This window comes from Erwinia sp. JH02 (genome assembly GCF_013074405.1).
GTDB classification, from domain to species: domain Bacteria; phylum Pseudomonadota; class Gammaproteobacteria; order Enterobacterales; family Enterobacteriaceae; genus Erwinia; species Erwinia rhapontici.
On record NZ_JABANZ010000014.1, the window covers coordinates 38160 to 53673 of the forward strand.

General features: G+C 55.9%; 13 protein-coding genes. 8 read left to right on the plus strand and 5 right to left on the minus strand.

The window, feature by feature from the left end:
- Positions 1 to 83: 83 nt before the first annotated feature.
- Together HHI26_RS22590 and HHI26_RS22595 are read left to right on the plus strand one after the other, a co-directional pair.
- Positions 84 to 1286, plus strand: coding sequence for an MFS transporter (locus HHI26_RS22590; protein ID WP_171149738.1), 1203 nt, complete (start codon positions 84 to 86; stop codon positions 1284 to 1286).
- Complete coding sequence (locus HHI26_RS22595; RefSeq protein ID WP_159338393.1) at positions 1283 to 2641, plus strand: pyridoxal-dependent decarboxylase; 1359 nt, start codon at positions 1283 to 1285, stop codon at positions 2639 to 2641. The genes HHI26_RS22590 and HHI26_RS22595 overlap by 4 nt, the downstream gene beginning before the upstream one ends.
- A 38-nt stretch (positions 2642 to 2679) precedes the next feature.
- Here the strand turns inward: HHI26_RS22595 and HHI26_RS22600 are convergent, their stop codons facing one another.
- A complete protein-coding gene (locus tag HHI26_RS22600) occupies positions 2680 to 3084 on the minus strand; it encodes an H-NS family nucleoid-associated regulatory protein (protein ID WP_159338394.1) in 405 nt (134 codons plus the stop codon).
- 1308 nt (positions 3085 to 4392) lie between these two features.
- Here HHI26_RS22600 and HHI26_RS22605 point away from each other — a divergent pair.
- Together HHI26_RS22605 and HHI26_RS22610 are read left to right on the plus strand one after the other, a co-directional pair.
- Positions 4393 to 5499 (plus strand): site-specific integrase, encoded by a 1107-nt coding sequence (locus tag HHI26_RS22605; RefSeq protein ID WP_171149739.1) that lies wholly within the window; start codon positions 4393 to 4395, stop codon positions 5497 to 5499.
- A 1-nt stretch (position 5500) separates the two neighbouring features.
- Positions 5501 to 6151: a Qnr family pentapeptide repeat protein gene (locus HHI26_RS22610; protein WP_171149740.1), complete on the plus strand. Its 651-nt coding sequence runs from the start codon at positions 5501 to 5503 to the stop codon at positions 6149 to 6151.
- On the opposite strand, the gene HHI26_RS22615 is transcribed toward HHI26_RS22610, so the two are convergent.
- Complete coding sequence (locus tag HHI26_RS22615; RefSeq protein ID WP_171149741.1) at positions 6148 to 7314, minus strand: MFS transporter; 1167 nt, start codon at positions 7312 to 7314, stop codon at positions 6148 to 6150. The genes HHI26_RS22610 and HHI26_RS22615 overlap by 4 nt on opposite strands.
- 231 nt (positions 7315 to 7545) lie before the next feature.
- Between HHI26_RS22615 and HHI26_RS22620 the strand changes: the two genes are divergently transcribed.
- The 4 genes from HHI26_RS22620 (at position 7546) to HHI26_RS22635 (ending at position 11628) form a co-directional block, all read left to right on the plus strand.
- Positions 7546 to 8424, plus strand: coding sequence for a LysR family transcriptional regulator (locus HHI26_RS22620; RefSeq protein WP_171149775.1), 879 nt, complete (start codon positions 7546 to 7548; stop codon positions 8422 to 8424).
- 76 nt (positions 8425 to 8500) lie between these two features.
- Entirely contained in the window at positions 8501 to 9496 is a 996-nt protein-coding gene (locus HHI26_RS22625; protein WP_171149742.1) for an ROK family protein, read from the plus strand.
- A gap of 219 nt (positions 9497 to 9715) precedes the next feature.
- The gene (locus HHI26_RS22630; RefSeq protein WP_171149743.1) at positions 9716 to 10789 is read left to right on the plus strand and encodes an MFS transporter; all 1074 of its coding nucleotides are present in this window, start codon (positions 9716 to 9718) and stop codon (positions 10787 to 10789) included.
- 17 nt (positions 10790 to 10806) lie between these two features.
- The gene (locus HHI26_RS22635; RefSeq protein WP_133846785.1) at positions 10807 to 11628 is read left to right on the plus strand and encodes a Cof-type HAD-IIB family hydrolase; all 822 of its coding nucleotides are present in this window, start codon (positions 10807 to 10809) and stop codon (positions 11626 to 11628) included.
- Positions 11629 to 11717: 89 nt separating this feature from the next.
- Here the strand turns inward: HHI26_RS22635 and HHI26_RS22640 are convergent, their stop codons facing one another.
- From HHI26_RS22640 to HHI26_RS22650, 3 genes are read right to left on the minus strand one after another with little or no spacing between them, the layout of a single operon-like run.
- Positions 11718 to 13058, minus strand: a complete 1341-nt coding sequence (locus tag HHI26_RS22640; RefSeq protein WP_133846784.1) for an LLM class flavin-dependent oxidoreductase — start codon at positions 13056 to 13058, stop codon at positions 11718 to 11720.
- A gap of 24 nt (positions 13059 to 13082) precedes the next feature.
- Positions 13083 to 14678 carry an ABC transporter ATP-binding protein gene (locus HHI26_RS22645; RefSeq protein ID WP_171149744.1) on the minus strand — a complete coding sequence of 532 codons (1596 nt, stop codon included), beginning with the start codon at positions 14676 to 14678 and terminating at the stop codon, positions 13083 to 13085.
- On the minus strand, positions 14675 to 15511 hold the full coding sequence (locus tag HHI26_RS22650) for an ABC transporter permease (protein ID WP_133846782.1): 837 nt from the start codon (positions 15509 to 15511) through the stop codon (positions 14675 to 14677). Before HHI26_RS22650 ends, HHI26_RS22645 begins: the two co-directional genes overlap by 4 nt.
- Between the last annotated feature and the right edge of the window lie 3 nt (positions 15512 to 15514).

The following is a 15514-nucleotide window of genomic DNA, read 5'->3' on the forward strand; positions in this document are numbered from 1 at the left end:
GTTCCTCGTCAATTTAGTTGCATTTTAAAACCACTTGCGGCAGGCTGCAAATGGTTTTAATTTGAAACCAATTGGGGCATGGCATGAATACATGGGTAGCGAAGAGCGCGGACAGTACAGGCTTATCGTCATTGCAGGTAAGTCTGTTTGCCTGCAGTAGCGGCCTGAGCGTGGCGAACGTCTATTATGCGCAGCCGCTGCTGGATGCGCTGGCGCACTCTTTTTCCATCTCCTCTGCGGCTGTCGGTGGGGTGATTTTTGCCACCCAGGTGGGTTGCGCACTGGCGTTGCTGCTGCTGGTTCCGCTGGGGGATGTGTTTAACCGGCGTCGACTGATGCGCTATCAGCTTGCCGGATTAATTCTGGCGCTGTTACTGGTCTCTGTGGCCACGCATGTGCTGATGTTACTGGCAGCGATGTTGCTAATCGGCCTGCTGGGAACGGCAATGACGCAGGGCATGATTGCCTATGCGGCCGCGGCGGCCAGCCCGGAAACGCGTGGGCGTGTGGTGGGTGCCGTTTCCGGTGGCGTGGTGATTGGATTACTGCTGGCGCGTGCGGCCGCGGGTCTGGTGTCAGATATTACCGGCTGGCGTGGCGTTTACGTCTGTTCTGCGCTGGTGATGCTGCTATTGGCGGCGATCCTGTGGCGCAGGCTGCCTGATTTACCTCAGGCTGCGCCTGTACGCTGGTCACAGGTAATGTTTTCTCTGTGGCGTCTGCTGCTTACTCACCGGGTATTGCAGGTGCGTGGTGTGCTGGCGTTACTGATGTTTGCCAGTTTCAATATTTTCTGGAGTGCGTTGGTATTACTGTTGCGTGCCCCGCCCTGGCAATTGACCCATGGACAGATTGGTGCACTGGGGCTGGTGGGCGCGATCAGTGCGCTTATCGCGGGTCGTGCCGGACGCTGGGCTGACAAAGGGCTGGCAGAACGCACCTCTTCGCTGGCGCTGGTGGTACTGCTGATGAGCTGGTTGCCACTGTGGCTGGGGGCAGGGTCATTGCTACTGCTGATGGCCGGGATCCTGCTGCTGGATGCAGCCGGGCAGGCATTACATGTCAGCAGTCAGAGCCTGATTTTTGCCAGTCAGCAGGAAGCCGGAGGGCGGTTGATTGCGGGTTATATGCTGTTTTATTCCACTGGCAGCGGCGCTGGAGCGCTGATTTCAACCCAGGCGTTTGCCCGGGGAGGGTGGGACGCGGTGTGCCTGTGCGGCGCTGCCGTCAGTCTGCTGGCGTTACTGTTTTGGGTGATGATGCGATTAATACGAGGTCAGTTATGAACGAACGGGAATTACTCTCTGCCGCAGATGCGCGTGCCCTGAGCTACAGCGCCTCGCTGGCTACCCGCCGGGTGTTTCCCGATGCTGCGGCGCTTGCCGGGCTGGCGCGTTTTGATGAAGCGCTGCCGGTGAACGGGTTACCCGCAGAGCAGACGCTGGCGTTGTTGGATGATGCCGGATCGCCCGCCACCACGGCATCCAACGGCCCGAACTATTATGGTTTTGTTATCGGTGCCTCACTGCCCGTGGCCGCGGCAGCCGAGCGGCTGATGATTGCCTGGGATCAGTGTGCTTCTGGCTGGGATAACTCACCCGTTTCCGCCACGCTGGAGCGGCTGGCCGGGCGCTGGCTGCTGGAGGTCCTCGACCTGCCACGTGACAGTACGGTAGGGTTTGGCACCAGCGCCACGGCCTGTACGCTGAGTTGCCTGGTGACGGCCCGGCGTGAGTTGTTACTGCGTCAGGGCTGGGATATTGACCATGACGGGCTGGCAGGCGCGCCGGAAATCAGGGTGGTTGTGTCCGAACTGACGCATATCACGGTGAAAAAAGCCCTGCGGGTTCTGGGCTTCGGACTGCGTCACCTGAACGTTGCGCCGGTGAACGGTCGGGGACAGATTGATCTGACGCGCCTGCCCGCCCTTGATCACCGCACGATTCTTTGTTTACAGGCTGGCGAGGTAAATACCGGCGAATTCGATGATTTCTCGGCGCTGATCCCGGCGGCGAATGCTGTCGGTGCCTGGGTACACGTCGATGGTGCCTTTGGTCTCTGGGCGCGCGCCTCAGCGCTGAAAGCGCTCACGGAGGGTGTTGAGAAGGCGGACAGCTGGACGACTGACGGACATAAGTGGCTGAATACCCCTTATGATTGCGCCATGGCGATCTGCCGTCATCCGGGTGCGCTTGCCTCGGCGATGAATGCTGATGCGGCCTATGCAGTGGCGGCACCGGATGCGCAAAAAAATCTGACGCTGGAGTTTTCCCGTCGCCCGCGGGGTATTCCGGTCTGGGCGGCATTGCGTACGCTGGGTCGTGAGGGCGTGGCCACCCTGGTTGAGCAGCATTGTGCGCTGGCGTGTCAGATTGCGTCAGGTCTGCAGGACGCCGGGTTCGAGATATTGAATCGGGTGATACTCAATCAGGTTTTATTTCGTGCACAGGACGATGAACATACTCAGCGCGTACGTGAAGCACTTCAGGGATCCGGAGACGCCTGGTTTTCAGGGACGTTGTGGCAGGGAAAAGCGGCATTACGCATCAGTGTGTGTTCATGGCGAACGCAGGAGGAACATGCGAAGAAGCTGGTGGTATTATTGAGGCAGTTGTTTGAGCAGACGCAGTCTGTCAGCTGAAAATGCATCCGGCCGCCTGTCAGGCGGCCGGTTGGCATTTACTTGATCAGGAAATCTTCAAGTTTTTTGCCGGCATCCAGTGCCTGCTTAATCACAGCCGGGGTACGCCCCTGGCCGGTCCATGATTTCTTCTCGCCATTTTCATCAGTATATGAATACTTGGCTGGGCGTGGAGCACGTTTAGCGCGAGTCTTACCCGTCGTATTATCGGCAGCAGTCAGTTCGCTTAAGTCGATACCGTCTTCCAGCAGCATCTGGCGGTATTTAGCCAGTTTCTCTTCTTTTTCTTTAATCTCAGAAGCAATAGCGGCTTCTGAGTCACGTCTTTCGTTCACTACCGCTTCAAGTTTTTCCAGCATCTCTTCCAGTTCAACCAAAGACACTTCACGAGACTGGGCACGAAGGGTGCGAATATTATTTAATACTTTCAGCGTTTCGCTCATAACGGAATCCGTAACCTGTAAGTTGGTTTAAATTAGTAACTATTGTGACAAGACTCAGTGTACAGACAAATGAAGAGTGAAAAAACACTAAACTAGAAAAATGTTAGTTCAAATGTTACCTGGATACCATTTTACTCTGCTATTGGGTAAGTCCGGGTGTTCTTATATTTACAACTTATGGGATAAATCTTAACAATTCTTTTGATTGAGGTGTTTACTTCTGAAAGTTTACCCCTATTCGCCACTGGTAAATCATACTATATTTTCCACAGTCATGCTCTTTGCAACGTGTTGTAATAAATGGATTTTATGTTTTACAATATAATTTCTTTGAGGCGTTTTTTCACATCGTGTTAGTTACGGCATCACGCAATATGACTGAGTACCGTCAGACCGTCGTAAAGTCATTGTGTATTGCAGATTGGGAAATTGAGCGCGTTCATTCGGGAAGTAAAAAATCGATGTCAGTTCGACTGATTTTTATCCGTGTGATGAGGCAATTTATCCTGTGCTCCTATTTTCACCCTGGTTCGGGATGAACATGAATGTTGCGTCAGGTATTATCACTGTTGTTTGAGGGCGATCGTGACGGGGTAAAAGACAAAGGGGACGTGTTTTTTTTCGTGATTGGGAGTGACTTATAATTTTTTAGTTACAACATTCTAAGTGTGAAATATAACCTGACATGCGATTATCTTCAGCATATTCGCCTGGGTTTTTCAGGATAAAAACGGTGAGTTTCCTGACGAAACCTTGTTTCAGGGGTTAATGTATCTCCCCTCTTACCCCTATATCCTGGTCGTGCGTTCTGCTGTGTGGTGGCTGAATTAACATAACAGAGTGCGGTCACTCTGAATGAAATAGCCCAGTAAATGTCGATATTTCCTTTCTGTTGTCTACTTTTGGTTGGTCATTTCCTGCTCCGGTTATCCTGCAGCCGGATATTTCCTGTTATCTGTCCGGGGTACACAACATGCCATTCCTCTGTCTTATTATGGATTGCCGTCAATGGATAATTAAAGAGGCGCCATTCCCTCCGGAATACTGCTCAGATGAGGTATCCGATCTTTCCTGGGAAGAGTGAGAACAAGGTGGTCGGGCCTTATTTCTTTTCATGGCTAATCTCCTTTACAAGAAACGGAAGTGAATGCGCTGCGTAATCTGTGTGACTCCAGACCTATTAAGTCTGGAGTCATATGCTTTTACGCGATAAAATCAACCTCTCAGTAGCGTTAAAAGTCCGTTGGCAATGTCTCCGAAAGGTGAAGATGATAAAATCATATGATAAGAAAATCTCAGGATTACAGGATGTCTGAATCCCAGAATCCTGAGATTCTTACTTCTCCGCATGTCGGGCGTCATGTGGTGTTGTGGCTGAACGCGGTAAGTACGTCATCCCTGACCGAGCTGGAAGCCAGCGGCGATGAAGGGTCTGTGGCGCAGGTGATGAAACTCTGGGTCAGGTTGTCGCTGCTGCAAACGCGCCGCCGCCCGGAGATTGCTATCTCATCCTTACTGAAACATGTGCTACCGGCAATAGGTGAACGACCCCTGTCATCCATTACACGACTTCAGCTGAACCGGTTGTTTAATATTCTGATCGCCGACGGCAAAAAAGAAGAGGCGCGGCGGGTGTTTGCGTTGTGCAAGCAGTTCTTTGCCTGGGCCGAAATGCAGGGTTACCTTGAGCATTCCCCCCTCAGTGCGATGAAAAAACGTGATGTTGCGGGCAGAAGTGCACCTCCGGGTAACCGTACGCTCAGCGATGCTGAAGTCTGGATCTTCTGGCACGGCCTGGATGCCTGGGACCTCTCAGAACAGTGCCGCTGGGCGCTGCGCTTTTGTTTACTGACGGCCCGCAGGCCGGATGAAGTGGTGCAGGCGCGTAAAGACGAGTTCAATCTGACTTCCGGGATCTGGCGGCAGGGCACGCGTAACAAATCGCAGCGCGAACATATTCTTCCGCTGACTCCTCTGATGCGCGTCTGTATTCACGCGCTGATGCAGTCCAGTCCGGAAGAATCACCCTGGCTGGTGCCGTCCCCCGTGACGTTGTCACAGCCTTTATCACGCGGTGCCATTACACAGGCACTGCGTCGTATGATACGTGCTGACCGTGGTCTCGGAATTGCCCCCTTTACCACCCGTGATTTGCGGCGCAGCGCGCGTTCAAGGCTGGCCGCATTGAACACGCCGAATGATGTCGCCCGTAAGATCATGAATCATGCGCTGGAAGGGATTGACCGTGTTTATGACACCCACAATTATTTGCCGCAGATGCAACACGCGCTGAATGCGCTGTCTGACAGTATTGAACATATTATCGCCGCTGAGTCTTACCACCTGCTGGAACATCGCTATCCCGGGGAAAAACTTCAGCTCGACGAACGCGCACTGCTCTACATGGAACCTTAACATGACCACATCACCGGTTTATCGTAATGAAAAGTTCATCCCACGCCATTTCACGGGCAGCATTGTAGAAAACACGCAGTTCATCAACTGCGATTTCTCGGGCTGCGACCTGACCGACACGCGTTTTCTTCACTGCCAGTTTTACGATCGGGAAAGTGAGCAGGGTTGTAACTTCAGCCGGGCAACATTGAAGGATGCCAGCTTTAAGCACTGTGATATCTCGATGAATAATTTTCGTTCTGTCAACGCGTTGGGCATTGAGATCAGTGAATGCCGAGCGCAAGGGGCTGACTTCCGCGGTGCCAGCTTTATGAACATGATCACGACAAAGAGCTGGTTCTGCAGCGCGTTTATCACCAAAACCAATCTGAGCTATGCCAACTTTTCCAAAGTGGTGCTGGAGAAATGCGAACTGTGGGAGAACCGCTGGGTGGGTACCCATGTGCTGGGGGCGACCTTCAGCGGTTCCGACCTCTCCGGCGGTGAATTCAGCGCATTTGACTGGCGTTCGGCTGACTTCACCCACTGTGATTTGACACGTTCCATCACCAGCGAACTCGACCTTCGCAGCACTGACCTGGAGGGGGTAAAGCTGGACAGCGCTCAGGTCAGCATTCTGGTTGAAAGGCTTGGGATTATGGTCGTGGATTAACCGTCTTCAGCGGCAGGAAACCCGTGCTGTCGCGCCGACAATATGATCAGCCACGTCAGGATAAGTAACACCAGTAAAACCGGTGAGAAAAGGGTGGAACCAAAGCCGTTCAGTATCGCGGCACCCGCCAGCCCACCGCCGGCAATCGCCATATTCCATGCGGTGACCAGCATCGACTGCGCAACGTCAGCGGCATCCCCGGCGCTGTTTGCCAGCGCGGTCTGAAACAGGGCCGGGGCACCTCCGAAGGCCAGCCCCCAGACGCCTGTTGCAAGATAAATCACCAGTGGATTTCCCGACGTCAATGCCAGTGCTGACAGTGCGAAAAGCGCGGTAGCCAGCAAAGACAGCCCTCTCAGCCCGCCGTCCACTCGCGTCCCGACAACCCCTATCCCCAACAGTGACGTCAGGCCAAACACCAGCAGGATCAGGCTGATGCTGTTGCCCATCCCTGCATGCTGGAGAAACGGTGAGATATAGGTGTAAAGGATGTTATGCGCCAGCACGAATATCAGGGTAACCAGCAGGATGGGGCGCACCCCCGGAAGTCGAAGAACATTCAGCAAGCGCTGACGTTTTGCCGCTGCCTGACCGGGGAAATCAGGCACGCTAATCATTATCCATCCCGCCAGGACCAGAGTCAGCACGCTGATCGCCAGGAAACAGCTCCGCCAGCCGATGATCTCACTCACCCAGGTGCCCAGTGGAATGCCTATTGATAACGCCAGCGGCGTGCCGACCATCGCCAGGGCAATGGCGCGTCCTTTGATGGACTCGTGCACCATTCTGGCGGCATAACCGGCAATCAGTGCCCACAATAATCCCGCCGAAACACCGGCAATGAAGCGTGCGACCAGCGTCAGCGCATAGTGGTGGGAAAGTGCCGTGAGGGTATTAGCGACAGCAAACCCGGCAATGGCGCTTAACAGCAGAGGCCGGCGTCTCAGCGTTTGCGTAGCGAGCGTTAATGGAATGGCGGCCAGAAGAGAACCGATGGCGTACACCGTGACCAGTTGCCCGGCCAGCGCTGGTGTAATCAGCAGGCTGCCACCGATCTGTGATAACAGACCCGCCGGAAGGGCTTCGGTGAGAATGGTAATAAATCCCGCCGTGGCCAGCGCGAGCAGGGCGGAGACAGGCAGTTTTGAGGATACATCCATCATTTTCATACGCCGTACACCGTATCACGTTGCTCGTCGATGGCTTGCTGTACCACGGTTTGGAAGGCCGCCGGGAGGTCATCAGGGCGGGCCAGTGAAGATAAAAGGGTGTGCATCAACAGAGTCTCATCATCAGTAAGGGGATCGTCATCACACCTTAATCGACACCTCATTAAAGAAAAACCAGGGTATAGTTCAGTTAACTACGGAATAAAATTCTTGAATGGAGTGATGATGGACAGCCTCAGTGGATTTAGCGTCTTTGTGCAGGTGGCTGATACCCGTAGCTTTGTGAGTGCAGGGCGCCAGCTGGGCCTCTCGCCTTCAGCAGTGGGAAAAAATGTGGCACGCCTGGAGGAAAAACTCGGTGTGCGCCTGTTCCACCGCAGTACCCGCAGCATTACCCTGACAGCGGAAGGGGCACTGTTTCTGGAGCGCTGCCGCCGTATTCTGGCGGAAGTCGAGGCCGCGCAGCTGGAGCTGTCTCAGGCGAGCGGAAAACCCGCCGGTCGCCTGCGTATCAGCCTGCCGATGGTCAGTACGCTGATGCTGCCGGTGCTCGGTGATTTTATGCGCCAGTATCCGGATATTGCGCTGGACCTGGATTTTACCGACCAGTTAGTGGAGGTCATTGAAGAGGGATTCGATGCCGTGATCAGAACCGGTGAACCGGCTGATTCGCGCTTATCGGCCAGGCATCTGGGCTACTTCAGCGCTTTGCTGGTTGCCTCTCCGGCGTATCTGGCAGAGAAGGGAACGCCTCAGGCTCCTGGCGATCTGCTCCGACATCACTGCCTGCATTATCGTTTTCCGCATACCGGGAAGCTGGAAAAATGGCCGCTGCGCGGGGCGGCCGACCTGGCGATCCCCACCTCAATGGTTTGCAATAATATCGAAACGCGCGTCTGCTTTGCACTGCGTGGACTGGGGATTGCCTGTCTGCCGGATTTTGCCTGTCGTCATCTGGTGGCTGACGGCAGTCTGGTGCCGATCCTCGGAGACTTTGTCGAATGGCAGGGGACGTTTCATATCCTGTGGCCCGCCAGCCGCCATGCTTCACCGAAAATCCGTGCGCTGGTTGATTTTCTTGCTGCCAGAGTGTTTCCGTCATGAGAGCGGGGCAGGTTAGTGCGCCGGGTACCCGGCTTTATGGTAAATTAACCCGTTTTTTGTGAGCCGAAGAGGGAAAATGAATACTCCGTTAAACCGCACCACCCGTGAAATGCGCAAAAATAATGTTGCGCGGGTCGTTCGTACGCTGAAATCACTGGGCCCGGCGACCAAAGGTGACGTGGCAGCCCAGACAGGGCTGAGTGCGGCCACCTGCGGAGCCGTGCTTAACGAATTGACGCTCAGCGGAGAAGTGCTGGCGCTGGAACATGAGGCTTCCCGTGGCGGCAGGCCTGCACAGCGTTATGCCTGTAATCCTGATTTTTTCTCTGTCCTCAGCCTCTACGCGGCAGGCAGTGATGATGACGCCGAACTGGTCTGGTCGTTAACCTCTGCCACCGGCGGCCTGCTGGCAAGCGGCGACCGTCCCTTTTTGCCGCTAACCGCAGAGACGTTTTATCAACTCATCGATACACTGCTGTCTGAGTTCCCTGGCGTACAGACCATTGGCTTAGGTCTGCCCGGGGTGATCGTCGATGGTGTGGTCACGTCCTGCGATATTTCACTGTTTACCGACAGGCATATTGTTGAGGAAATCCGTTTAAAGTCAGGTTGTTTCACTGAAGTCGGCAACGATATCAACTTCACTGCCTGGGGCTTTTACCGCAGCAGCTGCGCGGGAGTCAGCGCACCGGTTGCCTATATCTACAAACCGGAAGTCCCCTGCACGGGATGTGGGATTGTGATCAACGGGCAGGTGCTGGCCGGCGCGAATAATTTTGCGGGGGAAGTGTCCCGGCTGCCCTTTTCTGCCACCGCGTTAACGCTGACGCAGGAACTGGCTAATATTGTTGTCTCGCTGGCGGCGCTGATCAATCCTGTGACGGTCGCGCTGTCAGGGCCTCGTCTGTGCGAAGCAGATTTGCCCGACATCATGCAAATCTGCCAGCAATCTATTCCGCAGAAACATCTTCCTGCGCTGATCTATCGCCCCTCGATTCGTCAGGACTATCTGCAAGGTATTGCGGAGCTGACGCTGGAAAACTACAACTTCCATCGCTTGTTTATCGTGTAGATCCTGCTCTTCATCCCTCGGGTTCTGTGTTAAACCTTTCCGTCGCCGATTGACATCCTTTTCGCTCACGCTTTATACTTTTACTTATTAAATGTCTTTTAATAAGTAATTAAAGAAAAGGATAAATTGCCGATGACAGTCAAAAACGACCCGCAAGAGACAGGAAGCCCCGCCCGGTGTAGGGCTACCCGGGCCATTTTTTTTGTCACGGGTATGGCAATGGGGTTATGGGCCGCACTGGTGCCTTATGCTCAGATGCGAACCCATGCCGAAGCGGGTCAGCTGGGCCTGTTGTTACTGTGTCTGGGCGGCGGATCGCTGATAGCGATGCTCGGATCAGGACGTATTATTGGCCTGGCAGGGTGCCGACGGGTGATTATCGCGGCGGTGGTGTTGTATTGTCTGACGCTGCCGTTGCTGGCAACGCTCAGTGATATCCGTTTACTGGCCATCAGTCTGTTTGTTTTTGGCATGGGAATCGGACTGGCAGATGTGGCGATGAATGTGCAGGGGACCCTGGTCGAGCAGGCCGCCGATAAACCCCTGATGTCCGGGTTTCACTGTCTGTGGAGCGTGGGAGGGATTGCCGGAGCCGGTGGTGGAGCCATGCTGCTGAGTGCCGGTCTGACGCCGCAGGCCACGTCATTCTGGGCGATTGCGCTGGTTGTGCTGGTGACCGCCTGCTCTTTTCCTGCCTTACTTGCTGCCAGTGGCGAAACCTCGCAACAGGAGAAGGGGAACGCCGGCCGACCCAATTTCCGTCTGGTGTTGATGGCGATTATGGCGATGATCTGTTTTATGGCCGAAGGCGCGATTCTCGACTGGAGCGGTATTTTCATCACGCAGGATCGCCAGATGGCGGTTGAACATGCCGGATGGGGGTTTGCCACCTTTGCGATTGCGATGTCCCTGATGCGTTTTATTGGTGACCGTGTGGTAAAGCTACTGGGGCGTAAGCGCGTGCTGATGTCGGGTGGAATACTGGGTATTGCGGGTTACCTGATTGTTGTGCTGCTACCGGGATGGGGATCTTCCCTGTTCGGCTTTGCCCTGGTCGGTATCGGTGCTGCCAACATTGTCCCTGTCCTGATCACCCTGGCAGGGCAGGAGAAAGCGATGCCGGTGCATCGATCCGTGGCGATGGTCGCTACGCTGGGCTATTTCGGGGTGCTGGGCGGTCCGGCCGTGATTGGCTGGATTGCCCATCTGGCCAATCTCTATGTGGCCTTCTCTCTGGTCGCGATGGCATTTGTGGTGATCGTTCTCGGTGCCTCTAAGCTGAAATACGCATAAATTAACGAGGAGTGGTAATGAGCATCAAACTGATTGCGGTGGATATGGATGGCACGTTTCTGAATAGCCAGGGTGACTATGCACGCGCCCGTTTTGCTGACCAGTACCAGCAGATGAAGCAACAGGGGATTAAATTTGTGGTCGCCAGCGGTAACCAGTATTACCAGCTGAAAAGCTTCTTCCCGGAGATTGATGCTGACATTGCCTATGTGGCGGAGAATGGGGGTTACATTGTTGACAGACAGCAGGAGGTCTATTGTGGCCGGCTGGCACCCGATGACGTCAACAGAGTGATCGCGACGATTGGGGCGATGACCGGCGTCCGTTTTCTGGTCTGCGGTAAAAAGGGCGCGTATATGCTGTCCAGCGCGGGTGAAGATTTCTTTGCCGATATGCGTGTTTTTTATCATCACCTCGACAGGGTTGATGATTATGCAGAGATTGACGATACCGTTTTTAAGTTTGCCCTGGGTTTTCATCAGCCCGATGTCAGTGAGCTGATGGTGAATATTGAGCGAGAACTGGGCGATATTGTTGTACCCGTTTCCAGTGGTCATGGCTCTGTCGATTTGATTATCCCCGGAAATCATAAAGCCAATGGGGTGAAACGCATCCAGCAGCGTTACGGTATCGAAGATAATGAGGTACTGGCATTTGGTGACGGTGGAAACGACCTGGAAATGCTGCGCCATGCGGGCTTTGGTTTTGCCATGAGTAACGGATCAGAAGCAGCAAAAGCGGCCGCTGGCTATCTGGCACCGTCGAATGATGAAGAGGGGGTGCTTCAGGTTATTGAGCGCTGCTTGTCTGGAGAAGGTCTTTTTACGACGAACGTATAAAGTGAATGTTGCTGAATCGGTTACCGATGCTTAATGTATCGATAACTGACTCAGTGATATGTATGTTGTAACTATAATGCGTTACTTGCTCAACCAACCCGCCTCTCTTCCGTCTTTATCGCAAACTGGTTCTCAGGCTCACTCAACCCCAGTTGTTCACGCAGAGTATTGCCTTCATAGTCGTGACGGTACAGGCCGCGCTGTTGCAGGATCGGGATCACCTGATCGACAAAATCATCAAACGCCGTTGGCGTTCCGCCGCGTACGATAAACCCATCGGCCGCGCCACGGGTAAACCACTGTTCCAGACCATCCGCGATCTGTGCTGCCGTGCCGGAAAAAGTCGGGCGCGGAGTGGCCGCTTCCAGCGCAGCCTGACGCAGGGTTAAACCACGGTCGAGCGCCTCTTTCTTGATGGTATCGGTGGTACTGCGGAAGCTGTTCTGCCCCAGATCACCAATATCCGGGAACGGTGCATCCAGCTCATGCTGGCTGAAATCGTAATGCTCGAAGTAACGGCCAAGGTACTCCAGCGCTTTTTCCGGTGTGACCAGCTGTGCCGTTTGCTGATAACGACGCTCGGCATCGGCACTGTCGTCACCGATAATGACACTGATGCCCTGGAAAACGCGAATGTCATCGGCATTGCGCCCGCGCGCCACCAGCTGGCGGCGCACATCTTCACGAAATGCCCGGGCAAGCTCCGGGGTTTCCTGGCGGGTATAAATGGCATCGGCGGTTTCGGCGGCAAACGCTTTACCGGCCTCAGATGCCCCCGCCTGGAAGATCACCGGACGCCCCTGCGGCGAACGGCCAACGTTCAGCGGCCCCTGCACGGAGAAGTAGTGGCCTTTATGATTCAGTGTATGCAGCTTCTCTGGCGCGAAGAATTCGCCGCTGTGCTTATTACGCACAAAGGCATCTTCCTCCCATGAATCCCACAGCCCTTTGGTGACCTGTAAATATTCGCTGGCGATACGATAGCGTTCGCTGTGCTCGGGATGCTGGTCACGGGAAAAGTTCTTCGCCGACCCTTCCAGTGGCGAAGTCACCACATTCCATCCGGCACGTCCGCCACTCAGCTGGTCAAGGCTGGCAAACTGGCGGGCGACGGTAAACGGCTCGCTGTAAGAAGTGGACAGCGTCGCCACCAGGCCAATTTTCTGCGTGACCAGCGCCAGCGCTGACAACAGCGTGACAGGTTCAAAACGGTTGAGGAAGTGTGGGATCGATTTAGCATTGATGTACAGTCCATCCGCCACGAACAGGAAATCAAATTTTGCCCGTTCTGCCTGCTGCGCCAGCGCGGTGACATATGCAACGTTGATGCTGGCATCGCTGATCGCATCAGGATGACGCCAGGCCGACATATTGCCGGACGGGCCCTGGATAATCGCGCCCAGCCGGATGCGGGTTTGAGTCTGACTCATGATAGAACTCCTTTCAGGGATAGCTCAGGCAGCGCGGCCGGGCAGTGCCGGTAGCGCTTCCAGTAATTGTCGGGTCCAGGGATGAACAGGGCGGTTAAACACCTGTCCGACCTCACCACTTTCCACCACACGGCCTTCTTTCATCACAAGTACCCGATCGGCAAGGTGGTGGATCACGCCCAGGTCATGTGAAATAAACAGCAGGGCCGTCCGGTGTTCGGCCTGCATATCGGCCAGAAGATCAAGGATCTGCGCCTGCACAGAGACATCGAGTGCGCTGACGGGCTCGTCGGCCACCAGCAGCGCCGGATTAGGCGCAAAGGCACGGGCGATGGCCACGCGCTGACGCTGACCGCCGGAAAGCTCTCGCGGGTAGCGCGTCAAAAGGCTCCGGCTCAGACTGACTTCATCCAGCAGCTGTATCACCCGCTGCCGGCGGGCTTCGCCATACACTCCTGCGGCATCCAGGCTCTCACCGATCAGCCGTTCCACGTTGTAGCGCGGGTCAAACGAGCTGAGCGGATCTTGCGCAATCAACTGCAACTGCTGACGGCGTGCACGGCGCAGTGTTTCCGGCTGGTGACTCCAGCGCTGCCCGCCAAGGGTGATCTCACCGCGCTGCGGCTCCGTCAGCCCCAGCACCAGCCGGGCCAGAGAGCTTTTGCCGGAACCCGACTCACCCACCACACCCAGGGTTTCCCCGGCGCGCAGTTCAAACGACACATTGTTCACCACATGCCGGTCGCCATAGTATTTGTGCACGCCATTGACGTTAATCAGCACGTCACCGGGAGGCGCTTTCTCCGGTAATCGCTGTGGTTCGGGCGAGGCCAGCCGCAGGCCACGGTTCTGTGGTCGTGGGATAGCCTGCAACAAACGGCGGGTCCAGGGATGCTGTGGCTCCGTCAACAGCGCGTGGGTCGGACCACTCTCCACCACTTCACCTTCACGCATCACCAGCACACGATCAGCGAGCTCGGCCACCACCGCCAGATCGTGACTGATAAGCAACAGTGCCTGACCCTGTTCACGCCGTTTGCGCAGTAAGGTGAGGATCTGCTGTTGCACCGTCATGTCCAGCGCTGTGGTCGGTTCGTCCGCCACCAGCAGGGCCGGTTGCCCGGCCAGCGCACAGGCAATCAGCACCCGCTGACGCAGGCCACCGGAAAGCTGATGCGGATAAACCGACAGCCGCTGTTGCGCATCAGCCATACCTGCTTCGTGTAGCAGTTGCAGGCTGCGCGCCTTAATCGCTTCAGGCGGGGTTTGCCGGGCAGCCCATAATGCATCGGCAAGCTGTTGCCCGACGGTACGCAGGGGATCGAGTGACACCAGCGCATCCTGTAGCACATAGCCGATTTGTCGCCCGCGCACCCTGCGCCACTGACGCTCAGAATGGTCCAGAGCGGGCTGTCCCATAAGGGTAAACGTCTCAGCGCTGAGCCTGGCCTCCGCGGCCTGTAACCCCAGCAGCGCCCGCGCCGTCACCGTTTTACCCGAACCGGACTCTCCCACCAGCGCAACCGACTCACCGGGTTGCAGGGTCAGGCTGAAATCGCGCACCGCGTGATGGTGGCCAAAATGGATATTAAGGTTGTGAATATCAATCAGTGCCGTCACAGTCGTTTCCCTTCAAAATGCGCCTGCCAGTGGCGGCCGAGAGTATTGACCGCCACCACGGTCAGCGTGATGGCGACACCCGGCCAGACGCCGGTCCACCAGGCGTTGCGCAGATAGTTACGCCCTTCCGCCAGCATCAACCCCCACTCCGCTGTCGGCGGCTGTGGCCCCATGCCGAGGAAGCTCAACCCGGCTGTACCGATAATGGCCGTTCCCAGCCCCAGCGTTGCCAGCGCAGGCACCTGGGCTATCGCATGGGGCAGCACATGGCGCCACACCAGTACCCGCCAGGGCAGGCCAAAGGTACGGGCCTGTTCCACGTAGCCCGAACGCGCCACCATGAACGTCTGCGCCCTGACCACGCGCGCAAAGCGCGGCACCGATGCCACGCCCAGCGCAATGATCAGGTTGGTTGTCCCGGGTCCGGTAAAGGCAATCAGCATCAGCGCCAGCAGCAGATCCGGGAAGGCTGAAATCACATCCAGCGTGCGGCCAATGGCTTCATCGAGAACACCCCGCGCCAGCCCCGCCAGCAATCCCAGCAGACAGCCACCCAGTACCGCCAGCATCATCGCGGCAACGGAAATCAGCAGTGAATAACGACTGCCGTAAATCACACGGCTTAGTAGATCGCGCCCCAGTTGATCGGTCCCTAACCAGTGCTGCCAGGAGGGGGCCTGCATGGCGTTAACCGGGTCAGCCAGCAGCGGGTCGTCCGGTGCCAGCCAGCCGGGGAAGCAGGCTGCCAGCGTCAGAACGGTAAGAAACAGCAGTGACAGCAGCAGCCCAACGGGCAGGCGCAGCGGTACGCGTAAACTGGCGATATCCGACATTTT